This is a genomic window from Streptomyces sp. NPDC050263, from assembly GCF_040655955.1.
Taxonomy (GTDB): Bacteria; Actinomycetota; Actinomycetes; order Streptomycetales; family Streptomycetaceae; genus Streptomyces.
Window position 1 is genome coordinate 1 of sequence record NZ_JBFAKW010000035.1, and the last position, 24664, is coordinate 24664.

Below are 24664 nucleotides of genomic sequence, written 5' to 3' on the forward strand. Positions count from 1 at the left end.
CCTCGTACTGGACGTACTTGGGCTTTCGGCCGGTGCGGCGAGAGTGCGTGCCGGGCGTCGCGACGGGGCGAACGTTGCCTGCCGCGGCACTAGGTCAGCAGTTCGCTCAGTGTCAGACCCGTGAACTCCCTTACGTCCCGGGAGAGATGGGCCTGATCGGCGTAGCCGGCACGGGCCGCCGTGTCCGCGTACGGCACGCCGGCCCTGGCCAGCGCGAGAGCACGTTGCAGGCGCAGGATCCGGGCCAGCGTCTTGGGGCCGTAGCCGAAGGCGGCCAACGAGCGGCGCTGCAACTGACGTGCCCCTAGCCCGAGTTCATCGGCGGTGGCGGCCACCGCTCGGCCGGCGGCGAGGGCGGTGACAAGTCGACGCAGCGCGGGGTCGGGACGGGGTGCGCGCTCCAGCGCCAGCGACTCCAGCGCCGTCGTCGGGTGGGCCACCGAGGCGATTCGAGCGCTCAGTCGCCGTACCTCCGACACCGGCCACAGATCTGCCAACTCGACGCGGCGGTCGCGCAGTTCATGAGCCGGCACGCCGAGGAGAGCGGGCGCGGCGCCGGGGAAGAGGCGGATGCCCGCCCAGGACACGGGCGGCCCGGCGGGAACGTAGGGCCGGGTGTCGGGTCCGGCGACCAACAGCCTGCCCTCACTCCACAGCAGGTCCATGCAGCCGTCGGGCAACACGGGAAGCGCGGCGCGCTCGCCGGGCGCCGACGACGGCGTGTTCGTCCACAGCACCGCCCCGGCCAGTCGGGAGGAGGCTTTCTCCTGATACACGTATGCCACGCTACGCCGCCGGAAACCGGGGCACCGGTACGGAGCCGCACCCGGCCCCGCTCTCCGGGGACGGGTGCCCGGCGCACCCGGCGAAGCGACAGCATCCGCCCTGCGGCCGGAAACCGGTTTCCACCCTGACGACCGTGGTGGTGACCGGCGCGTCCGGTCGTACGGGCGGCCGCGTGCCGCGGGCCGCCGAGGCGGCCGGGCTCACAGTGCGAGCGGCCTCGCGCGCCCAGGGCTTCGACTGGTACGACAGTTCGACGTGGGCGGACGTCCTGCGCGGCGCCGACGCGGCGTACCCGGTGTATCCGATCGACGTGGGCGCCCCGGACGCGGCGGACGCCGTCGGGCGGCCGGCCCGGAGGCGGTCGCGCTCGGGGTGCGGCGGCTGGTGCTGCTGTCGTCCCGGGGCGAGGAGCGGGCGCTGCCGACCGAGGAGGCGCTGCGGGCGTCGGGCGCGGACTGGACGGTCGTCCGGGCCTCGTGGTTCGCACAGAACTTCAGTGAGGGGCCGTTGGTGGAGGGAATTCGGCAGATGTGGTGGTGAAGACGCTTACTCCAGGTGATCGGTACGCGGGGAAGGCGCTGGACGTGTCCGGGCCGCGGCTGCTGACGTTTGGGGAAGCGGTTACGGAAGTCGGACGGGCGACCGGGCGCGAGCTGAGGTACACGCCGGTGGCGGCACGTCAGTACGGCGAGCGACCGACGGGGTTCGGGGTGCCTGGGGAGGAAGTCGCGTTCCTGGTGGATCTGTTCGACTCGCCCCTCGACGGGCGCAACGCCCATCTCTCCGAAGGCGTCCAAGAGGTGCTCGGACGCGAGGCGCGTGACTTCGCGGAGTTCGCGAGGGAGGCGGCGGGGGCGGGCGTCCGGAAGGCACAGCGCCGGCGTCCCGGGCACGCGCCCTCCGGGATTCCCGCTCCGAGGTCCCGTCGCAAGGGCTCACCCGCGTCGAGCCCAGTCCCCGCTCACTGCCCCTCGATGCTCACTGCTCGCGCGGGTGTTCCTCCCCGTTCGCGCCGTTCCCCTTCGGAGAGCTCTTCACCTGCGTCCGGAACCGCCCCGTCACATCCTCCGGCGGAAGAAACCGGGACCACCGCTCGGGGAACTCGGAGGGCATGTCGGGGTCGTCCGGATCGTCGTCCTCGTAGGAGCGGGCCGCTGCCATACGGGCGACGTACTCCGCGGCCTCCTCCTCCCGCAGCCGTTCGTTGGCGGCGCGGGCCGCGGCCGTCGCGGCGGCCGGCCAGACCCGGTCGATCGCGGCGTTGACGGCGGCGCCGACCAGCACGGCGAAGGCGGACACGCCGATCCACAGCATCACGGCGACGGCGGCCGCGAGCGAGCCGTAGATGGATGCGCCCTCGATCGTGTTCGTCAGGTAGATGCGCAGCAGGAAACTGCCGAGCACCCACATGGCGAGGGCGACGAGCGCGCCGGGCACGTCCTCGATCCACGGAGAGCGCACGGGAACGGAAACGTGGTAGAGCGTGGTCAGAAACGCGATGGAGAGGATGATCACGACCGGCCAGTACAGGACCTGCACCACGGTCGTCGACCAGGGCAGGATCCGCACCACCGCGTCCGGCCCGGCGACCATCAGCGGCAGCGCCACCGAGCCGATCAGCAGTGCCGCGACGAACAGCAGGAACGCCACCAACCGGGTCTTGACGATGCCACGCACGCCGTCGAGGCCGTACATCACGGTGATGGTGTCGATGAAAACGTTCACCGCGCGCGATCCGGACCACAGCGCGAACAGGAAACCTATGGAGATGACATCGGGGCGGCCGCCCTTCATGACGTCGTCGAGGATCGGCTGGGCGATCTGGCTCACGCCTTTGTCGGAGAGGACCCTGCGCGAGGCGTCCAGGAGGTTGGACTCCAGGCTGGTGATGGTGTCGGTGCCGGTCCAGTCGTCTACGTAGCCGAGCAGGCCGATGAGGCTGAGCAGGAGCGGAGGCACGGACAGCAACGTGAAGAAAGCGGCTTCTGCGGCGAGTCCGAGGATGCGGTACTCGATGCAGGAGTTGACGGTGTCCTTCAACAGCAACCAGGCGGTCCGGCGCTTGGAGACGTTCCGGTAAAGGGCACGCGCCCGGTGGAGACGCCCGGTGGGGCTCCCGGGTTGCTCGGGTGACTGACTTGCTGGCTGCACGCCTTAAAGGTATCCGCCGTTCGGGGCTGCACTCACCTTCGGCGAGGCTGCTTCTCCGGGCCGGGGAGCGGCGCGCGGGCTCCGGGTGGCCATGACCGCCGTACCCAGGGGTAGGTTCGGGCCATGGCAGGCAGCACGCACACCGTGACCAACCAGCCCCCGCCCCTGACCGGGTACGACGTCTACGGCGCCGACCGGGCGCTGGTGGATGCCGTGGAACGGCACTTGGATCCGGCGCTGCTCGCCGGGGCGCGCGACGAGCTGTCGGTGCTCGGGTCGGCGGCCGGGTCCGCGCAGGTGCAGGAGTGGGCGGTGCAGGCCGACGAGCACCCGCCGAGACTGCGCACGCACGACCGTTACGGGCATCGCGTCGACGAGGTCGACTTCCATCCGGCGTGGCACCGGCTGCTCGGCAAGGGCGTCGGGGCGCATCTGACGGATGCCTGGGCACGGCCGGGCGGGCATGTGCGGCGCGCGGCGGGTTTCCTCGTGTGGACGCAGGTCGATGCGGGCAACTGCTGTCCGCTGTCGATGACCCACGCGGCGGTGCCCGCGCTGCGCGCCGATCCGGAGCTGGCCGCGGAGTGGGAGCCCCGGCTGACGTCCACGGTCTACGACCGTGTGCTGCGGCCGGCCCGGCTGAAGGCCGGGGCGTTGTTCGGGATGGCGATGACGGAGAAACAGGGCGGCAGCGACGTACGGGCGAACACGACGGTCGCCACTCCGCTGGCCGAGGACGGCGCGTACGAGCTGACCGGGCACAAGTGGTTCTGTTCGGCGCCCATGTCGGACGGTTTCCTGGTGCTGGCGCAGGCGGCCCCGTCGAAGGGCGCCGGCGGGCTCACGTGTTTCCTCGTGCCGCGCGTTCTCGAAGACGGTACCCGTAACGTCTTCCGTCTCCAGCGGCTGAAGGAAAAGCTGGGAAACCGGTCCAACGCCTCCGGCGAGGTCGAGTTCGACGGGACGTGGGCGCGCCCGGTCGGTGCGGAGGGGCGCGGGGTGCGCACCATCATCGACATGGTCGCGGCGACCCGGCTGGACTGCGTGATCGGATCGGCGGGGCTGATGCGGCAGGCGGTGGCGCAGGCGATCCACCACTGCACCTACCGTGCGGCGTTCGGCGGAAAGCTCGTCGACAAGCCGTTGATGCGCAATGTTCTGGCCGATCTCGCACTGGAGTCGGAGGCGGCGACCACGCTCGCGCTGCGGCTCGCGGCGGCCTACGACGACGGGAGCGAGCAGGAGCGGGCGCTGCTGCGGATCGCGGTTCCGGCGGCCAAGTACTGGGTGACCAAGCGCTGTGCGCCAGTGGCGGTGGAGGCGTCGGAGTGCCTGGGGGGAAACGGTTACGTGGAGGAGTCGGGGATGCCCCGGCTGGTGCGGGAGTCGCCGCTGAACTCGGTCTGGGAGGGCGCCGGCAACGTCCAGGCGCTGGACGTGCTGCGGGCGCTTCAGCGGGAGCCGCAGGCGCTGAACGCCTATCTCCAGGAGGTGGGCCGGGCGCGCGGGGCGGACCACCGGCTGGACGGGGCGATCAAGGGCCTGCTGACGGAGCTGGCCGATCTGGACGGCGTCGAGGGACGGGCCCGGCGGCTGGCGGAGCGGTTCGCCCTGGTGCTCCAGGGTGCGCTGCTCGTACGATTCGCGCCGCCCGAGGTCGCCGACGCGTTCTGCGCCTCGCGGCTGGGCGGGGACGGGGGGCTGGCCTTCGGGACGTTGCCCCACAGTCTTGACCTGGCGGCGATCGTCGAACGGGCCGAACCTCGGCCGTGACCGCTGTGACCTGGAGAAACCTGCGGCGGCAGGAAGCGGGGGTGGTGCTGCGCCGACACGGCACCACCCCCGCCGCAATGGCCCTGCGAGGCCAGAATCGCCGCTCGGGACGGCTTGACTCAAGTTTCAAACAGCCTGTGGATGTTCACCAGGGTTGCAGGGGGTTGCAACTTGTCGGCGGTTGTGACGGGACTGTGCCCCTCCGGCATACGTGGACGGCAAGATGGGGGCCTTCAACAAGACCTTCGGCAAGACCTTCGGATACGACCGGAAACAATTGGCGCAGGAGCTTGACATCCGGTTGTCCGCCGGTGCTCCCCGGGAGGCCCAGTGGTGATGCAAGCGATGAACGTGCCGCAGTTGGCGGCCGTCGACGCCGCGCGGGCGGCGCGGGTGCTCAACGAGGTGCGCGACGCCCGGCTGGCCGGGCAGCGGGCGCGCGTCGCCCCGCGGCCCGTGATCGAGCAGTCCTGGGAGCGGATGCTGCGCAGCGGCGTCGACCCCGAGCACGATTTCAGAGCGGGCCTGCTCAGCTCCGACGAGGTGCGGCGACGGCGGGAGGAGTCGCCGCTGCGCGAGGTGCTGCCGGTGTTGCGCGAGGGGCTGCTGTCGGTCGCGGACGTCGCCCACCACATCATGGTCGTCGCCGACGACGAGGGCCGGGTGCTGTGGCGCGAGGGCTGCAACCCTGTGCTGCGCAAGGCCGACGGGCTCGGTTTCGAGCTGGGCGCGGACTGGGGTGAGGCCGTGGTCGGCACCAACGGCGTGGGCACTCCGGCGGTGGTGCGCCGCCCCGTGCAGGTGTTCGCCGCCGAGCACTTCGTGCGTTCGCACGCGACCTGGACCTGCGCGGGCGCACCGATCACCGACCCGCGCAACGGTCGGCTGCTCGGTGTGGTCGACGTCAGCGGGCCGCTGGAGACGATGCATCCGGCCACGCTGGCCTGGGTCGACTCGGTGTCGAAGCTCGCGGAGTCCAGGCTGCGCGAGAAGCACGTGAGTTCGCTGGAGCGGCTCCGTGCGGTGGCGGCGCCGGTGCTGGCCCGGCTCGGCGGCCGGGCGGCGGCGGTGGACGGGGACGGCTGGACGGCGGCGGTGACCGGGATGCCGTACGCGAGCCGGATCGCGCTGCCCAAGTCGCCGTCCGCGGGCCGCCGGTGGCTGCCGACGCTGGGGCTGTGCGTGATCGAGCCGCTGGCCGGTGGCTGGCTGGTGCGGTCGGTGGACGAGGCCGCCGAGCCGCCGGCGCGCGGCGCGACCCGGATCGTGCTGGACCTGACCCGGCCCAGACGCTGGTCGGTGACCGTGTCGGGGGACGCGGGATCCTGGTCGCGCGAACTCAGTCCGCGGCACGCCGAGTTGCTGTATCTGCTGGCGGCGCACCAAGGCGGCCGCAGCGCGGCGGGCCTGGCCGAGGACATGTTCGGCGACTCGGGCCGTACGGTGACGGTGCGAGCGGAGGTGTCCCGGGTGCGGCGGTATCTCGGGGGTTTCCTGGAGCACCGGCCGTATCGTTTCTGCGAGGATGCCGAGGTCGAGGTGCTCCTTCCGGCCGATCCGAAGGGTCTGTTGCCCCATTCGACCGCGCCCGCGGTGGTGCGAAACCGGATGTCGACACCCTAGCAACAATGCTTCATCCGAGTTCTTCCCTCGGTGTCTTCCGCATATTTGCGGGGTCTTCGCCCTCTGCGGCAGTCGACTGCCGTAGCATCCCCCTACGGGTCACCCCACCTGCTCCTCGGTCAACGTACGGATCAACAGGCGCAGTTGGCCCGCCTCGGGAGGACAAATGAAGCAACGCGGCCGACATCGCCGGCGCAGGAGAGGCAGGGCACTGCGGGCGTTCCTGTCCGGAACCGCTCTCGCGCTCACCGCTGCCGCCACCGTGGTCAGCGTTTCCCAGGCGACGGTGACCGACGACGGGCCCGGGGGTCTGAAACCGCTTACGACATCGTCCGAGACCGGGAAACTGCGGCTGACGGAAAACCTGGTGCCGCAGGCCTCCCTGGACCGGCTCGCCACGGGGATGGGGCAACCGGTCGGCGTCGGCGCTGTGCTGGAGAGCGCCGACCGCACCCTGCGGGACGCGATCGACTGCTCGGCAGCCGAACGCAAGGCCCTGCCCCTCTCCCCCGTGGCCACGCGTGCGTACTGCTGGAACACGGACGACACCGAGGGCTGGCAGCCGGGCGCGGTCACCACGTCGGGAGACGCGGACGACGACGGAGTCTGGGGCGCGAACCGGGTGATTCTCTCCGGCTGGTCGCGCAGCGGCGGCACGGTGGCCGACCGCGGGCTGGCCCGGGTCGGCTTCGTGAACGCGGGCGATCCGGACCGTCTCTCCTACACCTGGGCGCTGCTCGCCGTCCCGGTCGGCGACGGCCGGGACTACCGGGGGCTGGTCTCCCATGTCTCCGGGATGGTCTGGTACCAGGACAAGCTGCTGGTCACCGCCGACGACGGGGACCGGTCCGCGCTCTATGTGTACGACATGAACCGCATCCAGCGCGCCACGGTCACCGACGACGCGGTCGGCCGGGTGCCGGGCGGCTGGTCGGCAAACGGTTACCGCTTCGTACTGCCGGCCATCGGCTCCTACGAGCTGAGCGACGAATCCGACGCCCCCCATCCCGCAACCGTTTCCCTGGACCGAAGCACGGTGCCGGACAGCCTGGTGGCCGGGGAGTGGACCCTCGACGAGGGCGACCGGGGCGCCCGTCTGTGGAGCTACCCCTTCAGCACCCTGCCCGGGCGCGAGGGGCTGCTCGCCGCGGGCACGACCGGGCAGGTGGCTGCCTCGGAGGCGTACGAGACGAGCGTGACCGGCGTACGCGGCGTGCTGTCCTACGGCTCGGCCTGGTACGTGACCCGCGCCGCCGGCCCGAAGGACGAGCACGGGACGCTGTGGCGGCAGACCGTCGGCACGACGGACGGCGACGAGAACGGCAAGGCCGACGGTTCGAGCGCCGCGGTGTGCGGCAGCGAGGAAACACACAGCTGCTGGAGTACGCAGACCGAGTCCCTTTCCTACTGGGCGGCGACCGGCGAGGTCTGGACCCAGTCGGGACGGGTGCTCTTCGCGCTGCCGCTGGCCTCGATCGACAGAACGACGAAGTAGATGATTCCCTGGCGGGCATGACCAACATCCCCGTGACCACCTGGTCCCTGGAGCAGACCGACCCGACCGACCTCCTTCCGGCCGCCGCGCCCGAGGGAGACGTCCGGATCGTACGCTCCGAGGTCCCCTCCCCGGAGTTCAGTCGTTTCCTGTACGCGTCCGTCGGCGGGGACATCCGTTGGATCGACCGGCTGCGCTGGACGTACGCGCAGTGGCAGGAGCACCTGGAACGCCCCGGGGTCGAGACCTGGGTCGCATACGACCGGGGGACACCGGCCGGGTACGTGGAGCTGGAGCCGCAGGACGACGGTGCCGTAGAGATCGTCTACTTCGGTCTGCTCCCGGCCTTCCGCGGGCGGCGCATCGGCGGGCACCTGCTGTCGTACGGCGCAGCGCGAGCCTGGGACCTCACGGACCGCTGGCCCGGGCTGCCGGGGACCAAGCGGGTGTGGCTGCACACCTGCAGCCTGGACGGCGAACACGCGATGGACAACTACCGGCGACGCGGTTTCAAGCTGTTCGACACCGAGGTCGAGGAACAGCGCGAGGTGTCCGCGCCGGGCCCCTGGCCGGGCGCGTTCCCCGTCTGACCCGGCGCTCCTAGCCGTTCTGACCTGCGCGGACAAGAGGCAGCGCGGAGCATGTGATCGAGGACACGCTCGTCTCACATACCGGGACAAGGGTGTCCGCATCGCGGACGAAGCTGGACTGTGTCCAGATCGCCTGACACGCTTTCGTCATGTCCGGAACTGGAATTGCCTTGGTGAGTCGGCGGCACGTCGACCTCGGCCGCATGTCCAGCGCCATCTGTCCGGCGAGCTGACGAGCCCCAGCACCGCCGACATCCCCGCAGATCCCCCGCTGCGCAATGACGCGCACCTGTTCTCCCATGCGCACTCGCACGCGCAGGTCAGAGCCGCTTCCCGTCTGTCCCGAAGGACGTATCAACCATGGCCGCCACCCCGCAGAACCCTGCCGCCGCGACTCCCCGCCGCAAGGTGAGCCGTCACCGTGGTGAGGGCCAGTGGGCAGCGGGACACTTCACCCCGCTCAACGGCAACGAGCAGTTCAAGAAGGACGACGACGGTCTCAACGTGCGGACACGCATTGAGACGATCTACTCCAAGCGGGGCTTCGACTCGATCGACCCCAACGACCTGCGCGGCCGTATGCGCTGGTGGGGCCTGTACACCCAGCGCAAGCCCGGGATCGACGGCGGCAAGACCGCGATCCTGGAGCCGGAGGAGCTGGACGACAAGTACTTCATGCTGCGCGTGCGCATCGACGGCGGCCGGCTCACCACCGAGCAGCTGAGGGTGATCGGCGAGATCTCGCAGGAGTTCGCCCGCGGCACCGCCGACATCACCGACCGGCAGAACATCCAGTACCACTGGATCCGCATCGAGGACGTGCCCGAGATCTGGAACCGCCTCGAGGCGGTCGGCCTGTCCACGACCGAGGCCTGCGGTGACACCCCTCGCGTGGTCATCGGCTCGCCCGTGGCCGGCATCGCCGAGGACGAGATCATCGACGGCTCCCCCGCCATCGAGGAGATCCAGCGGCGGATCATCGGCAACAAGGCCTTCTCGAACCTGCCGCGCAAGTTCAAGTCCGCGATCTCCGGCTCGCCGCTGCTCGACGTGGCGCACGAGATCAACGACATCGCGTTCGTCGGCGTGAACCACCCCGAGCACGGCCCCGGGTTCGACGTCTGGGTCGGCGGCGGTCTGTCCACCAACCCCAAGATCGGTGTCCGGCTCGGCGCCTGGGTCGGGCTGGACGAGGTCCCGGACGTCTACGAGGGCGTCATCTCGATCTTCCGTGATTACGGTTACCGGCGGCTGCGCACCCGCGCCCGGTTGAAGTTCCTGGTCGCGGACTGGGGTCCGGAGAAGTTCCGCCAGGTGCTTCAGGACGAGTACCTCAAGCGCGAGCTGGCCGACGGTCCGGCCCCTGACCAGCCGATCGCCCGCTGGCGCGACCACGTCGGGGTGCACCGCCAGAAGGACGGCCGTTTCTACATCGGTTTCGCTCCGCGTGTCGGCCGGGTGGACGGCGCGACCCTGACGAAGATCGCGGAGCTCGCGGAGGCGCACGGCTCGGGCCGGGTCCGTACCACCGTCGAGCAGAAGATGATCGTCCTCGATGTCGAGGAGGCGCAGGTCGAGTCGCTGGTCGAGGCGCTCGAGGCGCTGGACCTGACCGCCAAGCCCTCCCCGTTCCGGCGCGGCACGATGGCCTGCACCGGCATCGAGTACTGCAAGCTCGCCATCGTCGAGACCAAGCAGCGCGGTTCCTCCCTGATCGACGAACTGGAGCGCCGCATCCCGGAGTTCGACGAGCCGATCACCATCAACATCAACGGCTGCCCGAACGCCTGCGCCCGGATCCAGGTCGCGGACATCGGTCTCAAGGGCCAGCTGGTCCTCGACGACCAGGGCGAGCAGGTCGAGGGCTACCAGGTCCACCTGGGCGGAGCGCTCGGTCTGGAAGCCGGTTTCGGCCGCAAGGTCCGTGGTCTGAAGGTCACCTCGGACGAGCTGCCGGACTACGTGGAACGTGTGCTGAAGCGGTTCCAGGACGAGCGCGAGGACGGCGAGCGGTTCGCCGTCTGGGCTTCGCGTGCCAGCGAGGAGGCCCTCTCATGAGCGAGCGGGCCGCCCCTTTCTACTGCCCCTACTGCGGCGACGAGGACCTGCGTCCGAACGAGCAGGGTCACGGCGCCTGGGAATGCGCGGCATGCAACCGCGCATTCCAGCTGAAGTTCCTCGGGCTGCTCGCCCGGGGCGTTCAGCGCACCGAACCGGGAGGGGACGCGATATGACCACCGTTCAGGAAGGCCGTACGACCGACGAGTTGAAGGCGCTGGCCGAGCAGGCGGGCCGCGACCTGGAGGAGGCCTCCGCCCTGGAGATCCTCCAGTGGGCGGTGGACACCTTCGGCAAGCAGTTCTGCGTGACGTCCTCCATGGAGGACGCCGTGGTCGCGCATCTGGCGTCCCGTGTCCTGAAGGGCGTGGACGTCGTGTTCCTCGACACCGGTTACCACTTCCCCGAGACCATCGGCACCCGGGACGCGGTCGAGGCCGTGATGGACGTCAACGTCATCACGCTCACCCCGCGTCAGACGGTCGCCGAGCAGGACGCCGAGTACGGGCCGAAGTTGCACGACCGCGACCCGGACCTGTGCTGCAAGTTGCGCAAGGTGCAGCCGTTGGAGGAGGGGCTGCGGGGCTACCGCGCCTGGGCCACCGGCCTGCGGCGCGACGAGTCGCCCACCCGGGCCGACACAGCGGTCGTCGGCTGGGACGAGAAGCGGCAGAAGGTCAAGATCTCGCCAATCGCCCGCTGGACCCAGGACGACGTCGATGCCTACATCACCGAGCACGGCGTACTGTCCAACCCCCTGTTGATGGACGGTTACGCGTCCGTCGGCTGCGCCCCCTGCACCCGTCGGGTCCTCGATGGCGAGGACGCGCGCGCCGGCCGCTGGGCGGGGCGCGCGAAGACCGAGTGCGGGCTGCACGGCTGACCGCCATGACCGCGACTTCCCCGAACACCCGCGTCCCCATCCCCACTTCTACGAACCGGGAGAACCACGTGACGACCGGAGCCACCGTCTGGCTCACGGGTCTGCCGAGTGCCGGCAAGACCACCATCGCGTACGAGCTGGCCGGCCGGCTGCGTGAGGAGGGCCACCGCGTCGAGGTGCTCGACGGCGACGAGATCCGCGAGTTCATCTCCGCCGGTCTCGGTTTCAGCCGCGAGGACCGGCACACCAACGTGCAGCGCATCGGTTTCCTCGCCGAACTTCTCGCCCGCAACGGCGTCACGGCGCTCGTCCCGGTGATCGCGCCCTACGCCGACAGCCGGGAGGCCGTGCGCAAGCGGCATCAGGAGAGCGGAACCGCTTACCTGGAGGTGCACGTGGCGACCCCGGTCGAGGTGTGCTCCGTCCGCGATGTGAAGGGTCTGTACGCCAAGCAGGCGGCGGGCGAGCTGACCGGGCTCACCGGGGTCGACGACCCCTACGAGTCGCCCGAGTCGCCCGATCTGCGGATCCAGTCCCAGGACCAGACCGTGCAGGAGTCCGCGGCGTCGGTGTACGCGCTGCTCAGCGAGAGGGGACTGGCATGACGACGACCGTCGCCAAGGCCGAGGAGGGCAGCACGGCCAGCCCGTACGCCCTGAGCCACCTGGACTCGCTGGAGTCCGAGGCGGTGCACATCTTCCGCGAGGTGGCGGGCGAGTTCGAGAACCCGGTGATCCTGTTCTCCGGCGGCAAGGACTCCATCGTCATGCTGCACCTGGCGCTGAAGGCGTTCGCCCCCGCGGCGATCCCCTTCTCGCTGCTGCACGTGGACACCGGACACAATTTCCCCGAGGTCCTCGACTACCGCGACCGGGTGATCACCGCCCACGGGCTGCGCCTGCACGTCGCCTCCGTGCAGGAGTACATCGACCGCGGCGCCCTGCGCGAGCGTCCCGACGGCACCAGAAACCCGCTGCAAACGCTTCCCCTCACCGAGAAGATCCAGTCGGAGAAGTTCGACGCGGTCTTCGGCGGCGGCCGTCGCGACGAGGAAAAGGCACGCGCGAAGGAACGCGTCTTCTCGCTGCGCGACGAGTTCTCCCAGTGGGACCCGCGCCGCCAGCGCCCGGAGCTGTGGAACCTCTACAACGGACGCCACGCACCCGGTGAGCACGTCCGCGTCTTCCCGCTGTCCAACTGGACCGAGCTCGACGTGTGGCAGTACATCGACCGCGAGGGCATCGAGCTGCCGGAGATCTACTTCGCGCACGAGCGGGAGGTGTTCCAGCGCGCCGGCATGTGGCTGACCGCCGGCGAGTGGGGCGGCCCCAAGGACGGCGAGACCGTGGAGAAGCGCCTCGTGCGTTACCGGACCGTCGGCGACATGTCCTGCACCGGCGCCGTCGACTCCGACGCCGTCACGCTCGACGACGTCATCGCCGAGATCGCCGCCTCCCGCCTCACCGAGCGCGGCGCCACCCGCGCCGACGACAAGATGTCCGAGGCCGCGATGGAAGACCGCAAGCGCGAGGGGTACTTCTAACCATGACCACGATCACCGCCGAGGAGCTCTCGGCCACCACCCTGCTGCGCTTCGCCACCGCCGGCTCCGTCGACGACGGCAAGTCCACCCTCGTCGGCCGGTTGCTGCACGACTCCAAGTCGATCCTCACCGACCAGTTGGAGGCCGTGGAACGCGCTTCGGCCAGCCGCGGCCAGGAGGCGCCCGACCTCGCGCTGCTCACCGACGGTCTGCGGGCCGAGCGCGAGCAGGGCATCACGATCGACGTCGCCTACCGCTACTTCGCCACCCCGCGCCGCCGTTTCATCCTCGCCGACACCCCCGGACACGTGCAGTACACGCGCAACATGGTCACCGGCGCCTCCACCGCCGAACTGACCGTGATCCTGGTGGACGCGCGCAACGGTGTGGTGGAACAGACCCGTCGGCACGCGGCGATCGCGGCTCTGCTCCGGGTTCCGCACGTCGTCCTGGCCGTCAACAAGATGGACCTGGTCGACTATCAGGAGTCGGTGTTCGCGGCGATCGCCGAGGAGTTCACGGCGTACGCGAGCGAGCTGGGCGTCCCGGAGATCACCGCGATCCCCATCTCCGCGCTCGCCGGGGACAATGTCGTCGAGCCGTCCGCGGTCATGGACTGGTACGGCGGCCCGACCTTCCTGGAACACCTGGAAACGGTTCCGGTAAGTCACGACCTGGCGCACTGCCACGCGCGTCTTCCCGTGCAGTACGTGATCCGGCCGCAGACCGCCGAGCACCCGGACTACCGGGGGTACGCGGGTCAGATCGCGGCCGGCACGTTCCGGGTGGGCGACCCGGTGACGGTGCTGCCGTCCGGCCGTACCTCGACGATCTCCGGCATCGACCTGCTGGGCGAGCCGGTGGACGTGGCGTGGACGACCCAGTCGGTCACCGTGCTGCTGGCGGACGACGTCGACATCTCGCGCGGCGACCTGATCGTGCCCACCAAGGACGCGCCGGCCACCACCCAGGACGTCGAGGCGACCGTGTGCCACGTCGCCGACCAGCCGCTGACCGTCGGACACCGGGTGCTGATCAAGCACGGCACGCGCACGGTCAAGGCGATCGTCAAGGACATCCCGTCCCGTCTCACGCTCGACGACCTGTCCCTGCACCCGCACCCGGGACAGCTCGTCGCCAACGACATCGGCCGCGTGAAGATCCGTACCGCGCAGCCGCTTCCGGTCGATTCCTACGCAGACTCGCGGCGCACAGGATCGTTCATCCTGATCGATCCGGCCGACGGCACGACGCTCACCGCGGGCATGGTCGGCGAGTCGTTCGCGTCGCCGGAGCCGGTCAAGGACGATTCCGACGAGGACGGTTGGGATTTCTGAACATGACCACAACCGATTTCTACTCGACGTTCGCGAAAGAGGGCGGCCGTGTCGGCAGCGGCGCCCTCGGCAGCGGGCAGGGCGGGGTGGCGCGATGTGCACTCTGACGTACGCGCACTGCATGCGCGCCCTCTCCCCCCACCCGACGTCCCGGAAGCGACGAAAACCCTTTGCCGATTTCCCGGCCACGACCTGAAAGACCGTGACCGCCGGGCCAACGAGAGGAACCCCTCCCGTGCCTGCCAATCGCCCCGCCCGCTCCGCTCTTCTTCGCCGCGGCATGGCCGCCGCAGCGGCCCTTCCGCTGCTCGCCCTCGCCGCCTGCGGTTACGGCTCCGAGGCCAAGGACGACAACGCCGACGAACAGGTCGCCGCCGGATCGCAGAAGATCGACGGACTCGACACCGTCAAGATCGGCTACTTCGGCAACCTGACGCACGGAACCGCGCTGGTCGGTCGTGAGCAGGGCATCTTCCAGAAGGCACTGGGCGCCACCAAGGCGTCGTACGCGACCTTCAACGCGGGGCCGTCCGAGATCGAGGCGCTGAACGCCGGTTCCATCGACATCGGCTGGATCGGCCCCTCCCCGGCGATCAACGGCTACACCAAGTCCGACGGCAAGAGCCTGCGCATCATCGGCGGTTCGGCGTCCGGCGGCGTGAAGCTCGTCGTCAACCCGGACAAGATCAAGTCCCTCAAGGACGTCAAGGGCAAGAAGATCGCCACGCCTCAGCTCGGAAACACACAGGATGTGGCGTTTCTGAACTGGATCGCGGAACAGGGCTGGAAGGTCGACGCGCAGAGCGGCAAGGGCGACGTCACCGTCGTCCGCAGTGACAACAAGGTGACGCCCGACGCGTTCAAGGCCGGTTCCCTCGACGGCGCCTGGGTGCCGGAGCCCACCGCGTCGAAGCTGGTCGCCGAGGGCGGCAAGGTGCTGCTCGACGAGGCGTCGCTGTGGCCCGACAAGAAGTTCGTGATCACGAACATCATCGTGTCGCAGAAGTTCCTCACGGAGCACCCGAAGGTCGTCGAGGCCGTGCTGAAGGGCTCGGTCGAGACCAACAAGTGGATCAACGCCAACCCGGCGGAGGCCAAGGCCGCGGCGAACAGGCAGCTGGCGGTCGACTCCGGCAAGGCGCTGCCGACCGAGGTGCTGGACCCGGCGTGGACGTCGATCCAGTTCATCGACGACCCGCTGGCCGCCACCCTCAACACCGAGGCCGATCACGCGGTCAAGGCCGGCCTGCTGGAGAAGCCCGACCTCAAGGGCATCTACGACCTGACGATCCTGAACAAGGTCCTCAAGGCCGAGGGCGAGTCCACGGTCGACGACGCCGGCCTCGGCGTCGGCTGACCGAAGTCCCGATGAGTTCCCAGGAGGTGACGACCATGAGCACGACCCTCGCCAAGGCCGCCGAGCCCACCGAGTCCGTGGAGTACGCGGCGCGCCTTGACCACGTCTCGAAGTCCTTCGCGGGACCGGGCGGGCAGCAACTCGTCCTGGACGACATCACCCTCGATGTCGCTCCCGGCGAGTTCGTCACCCTCCTGGGGGCCTCGGGCTGCGGCAAGTCCACGCTGCTGAACCTGGTGGCGGGGCTCGACCAGCCCTCCTCCGGCTCCATCACGACGGACGGCCGTCCGGCGCTGATGTTCCAGGAGCACGCCCTCTTCCCGTGGCTGACCGCGGGCAAGAACATCGAACTCGCTCTGAAGCTCAGGGGAGTCGCGAAGCCCGAGCGGCGTGCCAAGGCCGAGGAACTCCTCGAGCTGGTGCGGCTGAAGGGCGCGTACGGAAAGCGTGTGCATGAGCTTTCCGGCGGTATGCGGCAGCGCGTGGCGATGGCCCGCGCGCTGGCACAGGAGAGCAACATCCTGCTGATGGACGAGCCGTTCGCGGCGCTGGACGCCATCACGCGGGACGTGCTGCACGACGAGCTGACCCGGATCTGGGAGGAGACGGGGCTGTCCGTCCTCTTCGTCACGCACAACGTGCGCGAGGCGGTGCGGCTCGCGCAGCGCGTGGTCCTGCTGTCCTCCCGGCCCGGCCGGGTGGCGCGTGAGTGGACGGTCGACATCCCGCAGCCGCGCCGGATCGAAGACGCCCCCGTGGCGGAACTGTCCATCGAGATCACCGAAGTCCTGCGTGGGGAGATCCGCCGTCATGGCCAGCACTGAGACGAAGACGACGGAGTCGAAGACAACCGTGACGAAGGCGGTTACCACCGAGCTGGCCGGGGTGGAGGCGGGGCTCGACGCGCTGGACGTGGTCACGCCCGTCGGCCGTACCCCGTTCCGGCGGACCTTCGTCGACAAGATCCTGCCGCCGATCATCGCGACCGCGCTGCTGCTGGTCGTCTGGCAGATCACCTTCAAGACGGTCGACGACCCGACCAAGCTGGTCTCGCCCCTGGACGTCGGGCGGACGATCCAGGCCGCCTGGCTCGAGGGCAAGCTGCTCGGTTACATCTGGACCAGCGTGTCGCGCGGTCTGCTCGGCTTCCTCTTCGCCCTGGCGATCGGCACGCCGCTGGGTCTGCTGGTGGCGCGGGTGAAGTTCGTGCGGGCGGCGATCGGCCCGATCCTGTCCGGACTGCAGTCGCTGCCGTCGGTGGCGTGGGTGCCGCCGGCCGTGCTGTGGCTGGGTCTGAACAACTCGATGATGTACGCGGTGATCCTGCTCGGCGCGGTGCCGTCCATCGCCAACGGACTGGTGTCCGGCGTCGACCAGGTACCGCCGCTGTTTCTGCGGGCGGGCCGCACGATGGGTGCCACGGGTCTGAAGGGAACCGTTCACATCACGTTGCCGGCCGCGCTGCCGGGGTACGTGGCGGGTCTGAAGCAGGGCTGGGCGTTCTCCTGGCGTTCGCTGATGGCGGCGGAGATCATCGCGTCCTTCCCCGATCTCGGCGTCGGTCTCGGTCAGCTGCTGGAGAACGGCCGCAACGCCAGTGACATGTCGATGGTGTTCGAGGCGATCCTGCTGATCCTGTTCGTCGGCATCGCCATCGACCTGCTGATCTTCAGTCCGCTGGAGCGGTGGGTGCTGCGCAGCCGTGGTCTGCTGGTGAAGAGCTGACGGTCCCATGCACATGAAACCGGTTCCTCCCGTGCTCGTGGTCATCGCCCACGGCAGCCGCGATCCGCGACACGCGGCGACCGTCCACGCCCTGGTGCGGCGGGTACGGTCGCTGCGGCCGGGGCTGCGCGTGGAGACCGGTTTCCTCGACTTCAACATCCCTTCCGTGCACGGGGTGTTGGAGTCGCTGGCGGCGGAGGGCGGTGTCCGTGACGTCGTGGCCCTGCCGCTGCTGCTGACGCGCGCGTTCCACGCGAAGGCGGACATCCCGGCGGTCCTGCGGGACGCGCCGCCGCAGCTGCGGATCCGACAGGCCGAGGTCCTCGGCCCGTCGCCGCTGTTGCTCGCCGCGCTCGAACGACGGTTGTACGAGGCGGGGTTGACGCCCGCCGACAAGTCCTCGACCGGGGTCGTGCTGGCCTCGGCGGGGTCCACGGACCCGGAGGCGATCGCGGTGATCGCAGAAATCGCGCGGGAGTGGCGGCGCACCGGTTGGTGTGCCGTGCGGCCCGCGTTCGCCTCCGCATCTCTTCCGCGCACCGAGGACGCGGTCCGCGAACTGCGGGCGCTGGGGTGCTCGCGGGTCGCCGTCGCCCCGTACGTCCTGGCCCCCGGTTTCCTGCCGGACCGCATCGCGCGGGGCGCGGCCGAGGCGGACGTGCTCGCGGACGTGCTGGGACCGGCGCCGGAGGTGGCGCGGGCGCTGCTGGAGCGGTACGACTCGGCGCGAACACCGGCGCTGGCGGCTGTCGGCGCCTGAGCGACGACGGGGCGCTGGCGGGGCGCGACGGCGGGGCGGCAACGAGGCAACGAGGCAACGAGGCAACGAGGCAACGAGGCAACGAGGCAACGGCGACGTCAGATCGCTCCTTTGCCGCGCTGGTTCCCCAGGCCCACGACGAAGCTTCCGGCACCGGCCGGTCACATCATCGCCGGGAACCGTCTCCCGGAAGGCTCGCGCCGTCTACGCGGACGATGGAGCGACCCGACTGACGTCGGCCGACCCGCATGTCGCGAGCAGGGCGGATCAACCGTGCCCTCGGACAGCGCCCTGCCGTGGATCCCGGCCGCTCGCGCCCAACGCCCGTTCGAACACCGGGGCGTTCTCCGGGACCGGCAGAGCAGCCGCGAAGCCGTCGTACCGGCGGTAGAGGTCGGCGTGCCGTTCGACGACGTCGAGGACGAAGCCGGCCGCGTCGTCCGAGACACGCAGCTCCTGGCCGGTCGCGACGGCCACGTCCCACCCGTGCACCGCCAGCTCCTTGACGAGCATCGAGGCGATGTCTGCGGCGGGCACCGCGGCCGTCCCCAGCGAGACCTCGCCCTCCCACACGGCCGGGTCCGCCCAGGCAGTCACCGCGCGGTCGAGCTGGTCGGCGTACGCCTTCGCCCACTGCGGGTCTGCGGTGAAATCGCGGGCGCTCAGGTCGTCGGGGAGCTGTCGGCGCAGGGCCCGGTGCTCGAGGCCGTGGGAGGTGTAGAGGACCCAGTGGTTGACCAGGGCCCGGAGATCCCAGTCGGGGCAGTGCGTCGGGGCGTTCAGCCGTGCCGCCGGGACACCGCGCGCGAGGCGCGACGCCTCGGCGGCGCATTCGGACATGTACTGATGCGTCTCGCGCATCTCGTCGTACGTCATGCACCGCACGCTAGGCAGTGCCGCCCTCAGGGCTCTTGAACAAACGCGACAGCGCCGACAGCGTCGTCGGCCAGGCGGATCAGCTCCGGCAGCGGCAGGGATCCGGGCGCCCTCCGCTCCTGGGCGAACTCGTTCGCCAGGCGCTGCAGCAGTTCGTTCAGCGGGGTCGGCACGCCGTGCAGACGGCCGAGAAGCGCGATCTCTCCGTTGAGGTAGTCGGCCTCGATGCTGCCGGCGCCGCGGCTGAGGGACTGCCAGGAGGAGCCGCCGCCGCGCGGGGCGTCGTCGAGCGGGACGAGGGTGACCTTGTCGCCGCGTGCCGCCCGCTGTTCCTCGGCGCCCACACAGACGATCCCGGCCGCCTCGAGCACGGTCGCGCCTTCAGCCCGGACCCGTTCGAACAGCGCCACGGCCGCTGGGTCGCCGATCGGTCCGGTAACCGCTTCCAGGGCGTTTCCCAGGTTGGACAGCAGTTTCGCGTACTGCCAGCGGGAGACGTCCGGTACGACCGGCGCCTCGAAGTGCGCCTTCTCCAGGTCGGCCGCGATCCGGCGGGCGGTGTCGTCGGTGCCGTGCGGGTACCGGCCGAGGTGGAGGATGCCGGTCAGCGGGGCGCCGGCGGCGGAGACGACGCCGGGTTCGACGTGGGTCGAGGGCAGCCAGACGCAGACGCCGTAGACGTGCCGGAAGCGGCGCAGGGCCAGCCGCGGGCCCTCGACTCCGTTCTGCGCGCAGACCAGCGGCAGCCGCTCGGCCGCCGTGCCCCCACCTTCGACCGGGGCCGGGCCCCAGGCCTGGAGTGCCGCCTCGCCGTCCTGGGTCTTGACGGCGAGGACGAGGACGTCGTCGGCGCGCAGTGTGCCGAGCTCGCCCGGTCCGTCGACCACGGGGAGGCGGTGGGTCAGCTCGCCGTCCGGAACCCTGAGCCGCAGTCCGCCCTCCGCGAGTGCCGCCCGGTGCGCGCCCCGCGCGACCAGCACGACCTCCTGCCCCGCTTCGGCCAGCCGTCCTCCGACCGTGCCCCCGACCGCCCCTGCCCCGATGATGATGTAACGCATGGGACGAGCCTCGCACAGCCGTGTGCTCGCCCTCTCACCCACGTGGGAGAAGCCTCCGGCCGGATCGGCCGCTCAGGGCGCCGTCAGCTCCACCAGCTTGACGACGGTGTTCCAGTTCCGGGTCGTGGCGACGAGGCCCTTGTGCACGCGGGGCCTGGACAGTTGCTCGGCGAGCTTGGAACGGCCGAGGCCGTCGGGGGTGTACAGGTACAGGACGCGGTCGCCGAGGCGGAACTCCTCGGGAAGGAAGGCGGCGCGGTCGATCCCGGCGTAACGCTCCTCGTCGACGGGGACGGAGAAGTAGGTGACGTGGAGTTGCTTGGCCTCCAGCTCGGCAGCCGGGTACGGACAGGCTTCGGCAACCGCTTTCAGAAACGCGTGATCGCGCACGATCACGTCGACGACGAAGCCGAAGTGTTTCTCGATCGCCGCCGTGAGCTCGGCGGCGAGAATCTCCTCGTCGCCGTGTGCGCAGGAGAAGACGGCCTGGCCGCTCTGGAGGTAGGTGCGCACGTCGCCGAGGCCGAGCCCCTCCAACACGGTGCGCAGCTCGGCCATCGGGACCTTCCTGCTGCCGCCCACGTTGATGCCGCGCAGCAGTGCCGCGTACGTCGTCGTCATCCGCACACCCTAAGCCGCCGTCGTGCCCCATGGGGGTGGACTCGACGGCCGCCCGTCGGGGCGGGCAGGCGGCCAGGAACACCGATCGAGCGAGGGGAGGGCGGCGGGGCGCGGATCGGCAGCCGTCGGCCTCACCCTGATCGCCGCCCCCGAGACCCCGGGATAGATGTAAGGGGCCACCGTCCTCCCCAGCGGTGAGACGACGGGGTCCGACGGGAGGAGTCGAGGGCCTCACACTTCACCGGGCAGCACGACGAGACGGCTTTATCCAGCCCATACCTTCGAAGCGGAAGGTGACGGCAGGGGGCTGTCACCGCGCACAAGGGGGCAGGCCCGTCATGGGGAACGGAGACATACGGGTGCGGGGCATCGCCGCGCGGGCCGGCGGCTGGAGCGTCCGGCACCGATGGGCGGCCGTGGGCATCTGGCTGCTGTTCGTCGTCCTGGCCATGGGGATCGGCTCGGCGGCGGGCACGGTCGAGGTCAAGGAGAGCGACCAGCTCGGGGGCGAGACCCACACGGCCGCCCGGATCGTCGAGGACGCCGGCATCGACGAGCCGGCCGGTGAGACCGTCCTCATCCAGTCGAGGAACGGCTCGCTCAAGGCCACCGACGCGGAGTTCCGGGCGGCCGTCACCGCGGTCGTCACGGCCGTCGGCAGGACCGGCGCGGTCACCGACGTGACGTCGCCGTACGACACGGACACGATCTCGAAGGACGGCCGCAGCGCGCTCGTCCAGTTCGACATGCGGGGCGACTCCGAGACCGCGGGCGAGCGGGTCGAGCCGGTGCTCGATGCCGTCGAAGGCGTCCAGAAGGAACACTCCTCGCTGCGGATCGAGGAGATCGGCGGCGCCAGCATGATGAAGACGTTCGACGACGCGTTCGGCGACGACTTCCAGCAGGCCGAGTACTCCGCGGTGCCGGTGGCACTGGGCATTCTGCTGATCGCCTTCGGCGCGCTGGTGGCGGCGTTGGTGCCGGTGGCGCTCGCGATCACCGCGATCATGGCCACGATGGGCCTGATGAGCATCGTCAGCCACTTCCAGCCGATGGACGACACCGCGAGCTCCGTGATGCTGCTGGTCGGTCTGGCCGTGGGCGTCGACTACTGCCTGTTCTACCTGCGGCGCGAGCGCGAGGAGCGGGCGGCCGGACGGGATCCGGAAACCGCCCTCAGGATCGCCGCCGCCACCAGCGGCCGGGCCGTGATCGTCTCCGGTGTCACCGTGTGCGTGGCGATGGCGGGCATGCTGTTCACCGGGCTCGCCACGTTCGAGGCGATGGGCCTGGCCTCGCTGATGGTGGTCGCGGTCGCCATGGTCGGCTCGGTAACCGTTCTCCCGGCGTTGCTGTCGCTGCTCGGCCATCGGGTGGAGAAGGGGCGGATCCCGTTCCTCCACCCGGACAAGCGCCGTAAGAACGGAGTCGGAAACGGAGGCGGCCGGTCTACCGACGAGGGCAGCCGGTTCTGGACCGCCGTCCTGAAGGTCGTCCTCGCGAAGCCCGCGATCTCGCTGGTCGTCGCGGCCGGCGCGCTGCTCGCCATCGCCGCGCCGGCGGTGGGGATGAAGACCCAGAACCTCACCCTGGACCAGGAGTTCGGGGACTCGCTGCCCATCGTGCAGACGTACAACCGGGTCAACGATGCCTTCCCGGGCGGCTCCGAGCCGGCCGAGGTGATCGTCAAGGCGGACGACATCAACGCCGCCGAAGTGAAGTCCGCGCTCCAGGCGTTCAAGGAGCAGGCGGTCAGTTCGGGCGCCTCCCGCGGCCCGGTCGAGATCAAACTGCACGACGCGCAGAACATCGCCTACGTGTACGTCCCGCTGGTCGGCGGCTCCGATCTGGACAAGGCGGGCGTGAGCCTGGACAAGCTGCGCGACGAGGTGCGGCCGGCCACGCTCGGCAAGGTCGACGGCCTCCAGGCGCCGATCACCGGACAGGTGGCCGGTTCGAAGGACTTCAACGACCAGTTGGCCGGAGCCGTCACCCCGGTCTTCGCGTTCGTCGTGGTCTTCGCCTTCCTGCTGATGCTGCTGTCGTTCCGCTCGCTGACGATCGCGATCACCTCGATCGTGCTCAACCTGCTGTCGGTGGGCGCGGCCTACGGCATCCTCGTCGCCGTGTTCCAGCACGGCTGGGGGGCGTCGCTGGTCGGCGCGGAGGGCGTCGGCGCGATCATCACCTGGCTGCCGCTGTTCCTCTTCGTGATCCTGTTCGGCCTGTCGATGGACTACCACGTGTTCGTCGTCTCGCGGATCCGCGAGGCGCGGCTGCGGGGGCGCAGCACGAACGAGGCCATCCAGCACGGTGTGGTCACCACGGCGGGTGTGGTCACCAGCGCCGCCGTCATCATGGTCGCCGTGTTCGCGATCTTCGGAACGCTGTCCATGCAGTCCATGAAGCAGATGGGCGTGGGCCTCGCGGCCGCGGTCCTGATCGACGCGACGATCATCCGGGGTGTGCTGCTCCCGGCCGTGATGGCGCTGCTCGGCGAGCGCAACTGGTATCTGCCGAAGTGGCTGCACTGGCTGCCCGACCTCACGCACGACGAGTCGTCGGAGGCGATCGCGACGTCGACGGCGTCGGCGACGCGGGACGACGACGGCGAGCGGCTGCCGGTCTGACGCCCTCACGCCCCACGCCCACGACGTCCCTCTCGGAACCGTAGGAGCCCACCCGGCCCACCCGGCCCGCAGAGGCCTCTCAACCCGGCTGACCCGAGGGCCCGTTGACTCCTGAGGGAGTCAACGGGCCCTCGGCGCACCCTCGTCGCGAGTCAGCCGGGAAGTTCGGCCTCGATCAGGTCCGCGGCCCGGCGGGTGCCGCCCTCGTGCGCCATGTCGGCCTGGATGTCCTTGAGCCGACGGGCGACCTCCGGGTCGTCGACGAGCGCGAGGGCGGTCTTCCGCAGGGCCTCGGCGGTTGCCTCCGGGGTGGGGATGTGCCGGGCCACGCCGAGCCCCTCCAGCACGTCCGCGTTGCCGAACTGGTCCACGGCCTGCGGTACGGCGATCATCGGCGTAGCCGTGGCCAGCCCCTCCTGGCTGCCGCCCGCGCCTGCGTGTGTGACGAACAGGTCGGCCTGCTTCAGGATCGTCAACTGCGGTACCCAGGACCGTACTTCGACGTTGTCGGGTACTGCGCCCAGCACGGCCGCGTCGATGTGCCGGCCGATCTGCAGCACGAGGTGCCAGCCGGGCAGCTCGCCGAAGGCCTTCACGCACTCCCGGTAGAACTCCGGCCGGTCGGTGAAGGCGGAGCCCAGCGAGACGAGTACGACCTTCTCCGCGTCGGCGGGCCGCGTCCAGTCGCCCTCGGCGGAGCGGTCGCCCTGGCAGGCGCCGACGAACGTGTAAACGCTTTCGTCCACCCGGTCGGCGTGCGGCTGCAGCACCCTGGGGATCAGCACGAGGGAGCGGGCGGGGCGGCCGGTGAAGGGGTCGGGGTGCTCGGTGATCCCGTTCTCCTCCAGCCAGGCGTGGAAACGGGCGTAGTAAGCCTTTCCGCGTTCCGTCTTACGCGGCTCGGCCCACATCGGTTCGGCGACCTCCTCCTCGTATCCCTCCCAGGCCACGAGGTTGGGCGAGAGGGAGATCGCGGGGACGCCCCAGCGATGGGCGAGGACGCGGGCCGGGTAGGAGGTGATGTCGTGCAGCACCAGGTCCGGCTCGTCCCCGTCGTAGGCGTCGATCAGCTGGGGCAGCGCCTGGACGGCGTCGGCCAGGAAGGGTTCCACGTTGTCCAGGAGCGTGCTCCCCCAGGCGCTGGGGTCGTCGTCGGGCGAGGGCAGCGTCGAGTGCCACGGCTTGACCTCGGCACCGGTGCCGGCGACCTTCTCGGCGAAGACGGGCGGGATCGCGTACGTCACCCGGTGCCCGCGTGCGACGAGCTCGCGGATCACCTCGAGGCTCGGGTTCACGTGACCGTGGGCGGCGATGGAGAACATGGCGATGTGAGCGGGGCGACTGGTCATGCCCTCGACGGTAGACGAGACGATACGTCTCGTGCAACTTCAATAAACG

At 70.3% G+C, this 24664-nt stretch carries 22 protein-coding genes and 2 pseudogenes; 18 read left to right on the plus strand and 6 right to left on the minus strand.

The features are described from left to right. Positions 1-89 precede the first annotated feature (89 nt). Complete coding sequence (locus tag AB0J04_RS18100) at positions 90-776, minus strand: helix-turn-helix domain-containing protein (protein WP_363169451.1); 687 nt, start codon at positions 774-776, stop codon at positions 90-92. 134 nt (positions 777-910) lie between these two features. Between AB0J04_RS18100 and AB0J04_RS18105 the strand changes: the two are divergent. Continuing rightward, positions 911-1655: pseudogene (locus AB0J04_RS18105) on the plus strand (NmrA family transcriptional regulator); the annotation flags it as partial. A gap of 109 nt (positions 1656-1764) precedes the next feature. On the opposite strand, the gene AB0J04_RS18110 reads toward AB0J04_RS18105, so the two are convergent. Then, the gene (locus tag AB0J04_RS18110; RefSeq protein ID WP_363169452.1) at positions 1765-2937 is read right to left on the minus strand and encodes a YihY/virulence factor BrkB family protein; all 1173 of its coding nucleotides are present in this window, start codon (positions 2935-2937) and stop codon (positions 1765-1767) included. A gap of 123 nt (positions 2938-3060) precedes the next feature. On the opposite strand from AB0J04_RS18110, the gene AB0J04_RS18115 reads away from it, so the two are divergent. From AB0J04_RS18115 to AB0J04_RS18190, 16 genes are all read left to right on the plus strand, one after another. Continuing rightward, the gene (locus AB0J04_RS18115; protein ID WP_363169453.1) at positions 3061-4710 is read left to right on the plus strand and encodes an acyl-CoA dehydrogenase family protein; all 1650 of its coding nucleotides are present in this window, start codon (positions 3061-3063) and stop codon (positions 4708-4710) included. A gap of 211 nt (positions 4711-4921) precedes the next feature. Beyond that, a complete protein-coding gene (locus AB0J04_RS18120; protein ID WP_363169454.1) occupies positions 4922-5047 on the plus strand; it encodes a hypothetical protein in 126 nt (41 codons plus the stop codon). After that, a complete protein-coding gene (locus tag AB0J04_RS18125; RefSeq protein ID WP_363169455.1) occupies positions 5041-6333 on the plus strand; it encodes a GAF domain-containing protein in 1293 nt (430 codons plus the stop codon). The genes AB0J04_RS18120 and AB0J04_RS18125 overlap by 7 nt, the downstream gene beginning before the upstream one ends. A gap of 166 nt (positions 6334-6499) precedes the next feature. Continuing rightward, on the plus strand, positions 6500-7828 hold the full coding sequence (locus AB0J04_RS18130) for a hypothetical protein (RefSeq protein WP_363169456.1): 1329 nt from the start codon (positions 6500-6502) through the stop codon (positions 7826-7828). 17 nt (positions 7829-7845) lie between these two features. Continuing rightward, positions 7846-8418: a GNAT family N-acetyltransferase gene (locus AB0J04_RS18135; protein ID WP_363169457.1), complete on the plus strand. Its 573-nt coding sequence runs from the start codon at positions 7846-7848 to the stop codon at positions 8416-8418. Positions 8419-8567: 149 nt separating this feature from the next. Then, entirely contained in the window at positions 8568-8651 is an 84-nt protein-coding gene (locus tag AB0J04_RS18140; RefSeq protein ID WP_309486338.1) for a putative leader peptide, read from the plus strand. Positions 8652-8778: 127 nt separating this feature from the next. Further along, on the plus strand, positions 8779-10476 hold the full coding sequence (locus AB0J04_RS18145; protein WP_363169458.1) for a nitrite/sulfite reductase: 1698 nt from the start codon (positions 8779-8781) through the stop codon (positions 10474-10476). After that, entirely contained in the window at positions 10473-10652 is a 180-nt protein-coding gene (locus AB0J04_RS18150; protein ID WP_351909278.1) for a hypothetical protein, read from the plus strand. Before AB0J04_RS18145 ends, AB0J04_RS18150 begins: the two co-directional genes overlap by 4 nt. Next, a complete protein-coding gene (locus AB0J04_RS18155; protein ID WP_363169459.1) occupies positions 10649-11359 on the plus strand; it encodes a phosphoadenylyl-sulfate reductase in 711 nt (236 codons plus the stop codon). Before AB0J04_RS18150 ends, AB0J04_RS18155 begins: the two co-directional genes overlap by 4 nt. A 68-nt stretch (positions 11360-11427) precedes the next feature. Next, on the plus strand, positions 11428-11964 hold the full coding sequence (gene cysC, locus AB0J04_RS18160) for an adenylyl-sulfate kinase (RefSeq protein ID WP_363169517.1): 537 nt from the start codon (positions 11428-11430) through the stop codon (positions 11962-11964). Beyond that, positions 11961-12902, plus strand: a complete 942-nt coding sequence (gene cysD / locus AB0J04_RS18165; protein ID WP_363169460.1) for a sulfate adenylyltransferase subunit CysD — start codon at positions 11961-11963, stop codon at positions 12900-12902. Before cysC ends, cysD begins: the two co-directional genes overlap by 4 nt. Positions 12903-12904: 2 nt before the next feature. Further along, positions 12905-14239: a GTP-binding protein gene (locus AB0J04_RS18170; protein WP_363169461.1), complete on the plus strand. Its 1335-nt coding sequence runs from the start codon at positions 12905-12907 to the stop codon at positions 14237-14239. Between the two features lie 235 nt (positions 14240-14474). Next, positions 14475-15596 carry an aliphatic sulfonate ABC transporter substrate-binding protein gene (locus tag AB0J04_RS18175; RefSeq protein WP_363169462.1) on the plus strand — a complete coding sequence of 374 codons (1122 nt, stop codon included), beginning with the start codon at positions 14475-14477 and terminating at the stop codon, positions 15594-15596. 11 nt (positions 15597-15607) lie between these two features. Continuing rightward, on the plus strand, positions 15608-16420 hold the full coding sequence (locus tag AB0J04_RS18180; protein ID WP_363169463.1) for an ABC transporter ATP-binding protein: 813 nt from the start codon (positions 15608-15610) through the stop codon (positions 16418-16420). Next, positions 16407-17321 (plus strand): ABC transporter permease, encoded by a 915-nt coding sequence (locus tag AB0J04_RS18185; RefSeq protein WP_363169464.1) that lies wholly within the window; start codon positions 16407-16409, stop codon positions 17319-17321. The genes AB0J04_RS18180 and AB0J04_RS18185 overlap by 14 nt, the downstream gene beginning before the upstream one ends. 7 nt (positions 17322-17328) lie before the next feature. Then, the gene (locus AB0J04_RS18190) at positions 17329-18081 is read left to right on the plus strand and encodes a sirohydrochlorin chelatase (protein WP_363169465.1); all 753 of its coding nucleotides are present in this window, start codon (positions 17329-17331) and stop codon (positions 18079-18081) included. 267 nt (positions 18082-18348) lie between these two features. Here AB0J04_RS18190 and AB0J04_RS18195 read toward each other — a convergent pair whose 3' ends face one another. The 3 genes from AB0J04_RS18195 to AB0J04_RS18205 all read right to left on the minus strand — a co-directional run bounded on the left by AB0J04_RS18195 (position 18349) and on the right by AB0J04_RS18205 (position 20636). Beyond that, positions 18349-18957: a TIGR03086 family metal-binding protein gene (locus AB0J04_RS18195; RefSeq protein ID WP_363169466.1), complete on the minus strand. Its 609-nt coding sequence runs from the start codon at positions 18955-18957 to the stop codon at positions 18349-18351. 26 nt (positions 18958-18983) lie between these two features. Further along, positions 18984-20015, minus strand: a complete 1032-nt coding sequence (locus tag AB0J04_RS18200; protein WP_363169467.1) for a 2-dehydropantoate 2-reductase N-terminal domain-containing protein — start codon at positions 20013-20015, stop codon at positions 18984-18986. A 72-nt stretch (positions 20016-20087) separates the two neighbouring features. Continuing rightward, positions 20088-20636, minus strand: coding sequence for a DUF1697 domain-containing protein (locus AB0J04_RS18205; RefSeq protein WP_363169468.1), 549 nt, complete (start codon positions 20634-20636; stop codon positions 20088-20090). A 338-nt stretch (positions 20637-20974) separates the two neighbouring features. Here AB0J04_RS18205 and AB0J04_RS18210 point away from each other — a divergent pair, with 338 nt between their 5' ends. Then, positions 20975-23266: an MMPL family transporter gene (locus AB0J04_RS18210; protein ID WP_363169469.1), complete on the plus strand. Its 2292-nt coding sequence runs from the start codon at positions 20975-20977 to the stop codon at positions 23264-23266. Positions 23267-23418: 152 nt separating this feature from the next. Here AB0J04_RS18210 and mgt read toward each other — a convergent pair. Continuing rightward, a pseudogene (gene mgt / locus AB0J04_RS18215) lies at positions 23419-24658 on the minus strand (macrolide-inactivating glycosyltransferase). Positions 24659-24664: the final 6 nt, after the last annotated feature.

Excerpts from the sequence above, each read along its gene's own strand:
- AB0J04_RS18115 (WP_363169453.1), top strand. The coding sequence starts at position 3,061 with ATGGCAGGCAGCACGCACACCGTGACCAACCAGCCCCCGCCCCTGACC.
- AB0J04_RS18130 (WP_363169456.1), top strand. The coding sequence starts at position 6,500 with ATGAAGCAACGCGGCCGACATCGCCGGCGCAGGAGAGGCAGGGCACTG.
- AB0J04_RS18135 (WP_363169457.1), top strand. The coding sequence starts at position 7,846 with ATGACCAACATCCCCGTGACCACCTGGTCCCTGGAGCAGACCGACCCG.
- AB0J04_RS18140 (WP_309486338.1), top strand. The coding sequence starts at position 8,568 with ATGTCCGGAACTGGAATTGCCTTGGTGAGTCGGCGGCACGTCGACCTC.
- AB0J04_RS18145 (WP_363169458.1), top strand. The coding sequence starts at position 8,779 with ATGGCCGCCACCCCGCAGAACCCTGCCGCCGCGACTCCCCGCCGCAAG.
- AB0J04_RS18150 (WP_351909278.1), top strand. The coding sequence starts at position 10,473 with ATGAGCGAGCGGGCCGCCCCTTTCTACTGCCCCTACTGCGGCGACGAG.
- AB0J04_RS18155 (WP_363169459.1), top strand. The coding sequence starts at position 10,649 with ATGACCACCGTTCAGGAAGGCCGTACGACCGACGAGTTGAAGGCGCTG.
- cysD (WP_363169460.1), top strand. The coding sequence starts at position 11,961 with ATGACGACGACCGTCGCCAAGGCCGAGGAGGGCAGCACGGCCAGCCCG.
- AB0J04_RS18170 (WP_363169461.1), top strand. The coding sequence starts at position 12,905 with ATGACCACGATCACCGCCGAGGAGCTCTCGGCCACCACCCTGCTGCGC.
- AB0J04_RS18180 (WP_363169463.1), top strand. The coding sequence starts at position 15,608 with ATGAGTTCCCAGGAGGTGACGACCATGAGCACGACCCTCGCCAAGGCC.
- AB0J04_RS18185 (WP_363169464.1), top strand. The coding sequence starts at position 16,407 with ATGGCCAGCACTGAGACGAAGACGACGGAGTCGAAGACAACCGTGACG.
- AB0J04_RS18190 (WP_363169465.1), top strand. The coding sequence starts at position 17,329 with ATGCACATGAAACCGGTTCCTCCCGTGCTCGTGGTCATCGCCCACGGC.
- AB0J04_RS18195 (WP_363169466.1), bottom strand. The coding sequence starts at position 18,957 with ATGACGTACGACGAGATGCGCGAGACGCATCAGTACATGTCCGAATGC.
- AB0J04_RS18200 (WP_363169467.1), bottom strand. The coding sequence starts at position 20,015 with ATGCGTTACATCATCATCGGGGCAGGGGCGGTCGGGGGCACGGTCGGA.
- AB0J04_RS18205 (WP_363169468.1), bottom strand. The coding sequence starts at position 20,636 with ATGACGACGACGTACGCGGCACTGCTGCGCGGCATCAACGTGGGCGGC.
- AB0J04_RS18210 (WP_363169469.1), top strand. The coding sequence starts at position 20,975 with ATGGGGAACGGAGACATACGGGTGCGGGGCATCGCCGCGCGGGCCGGC.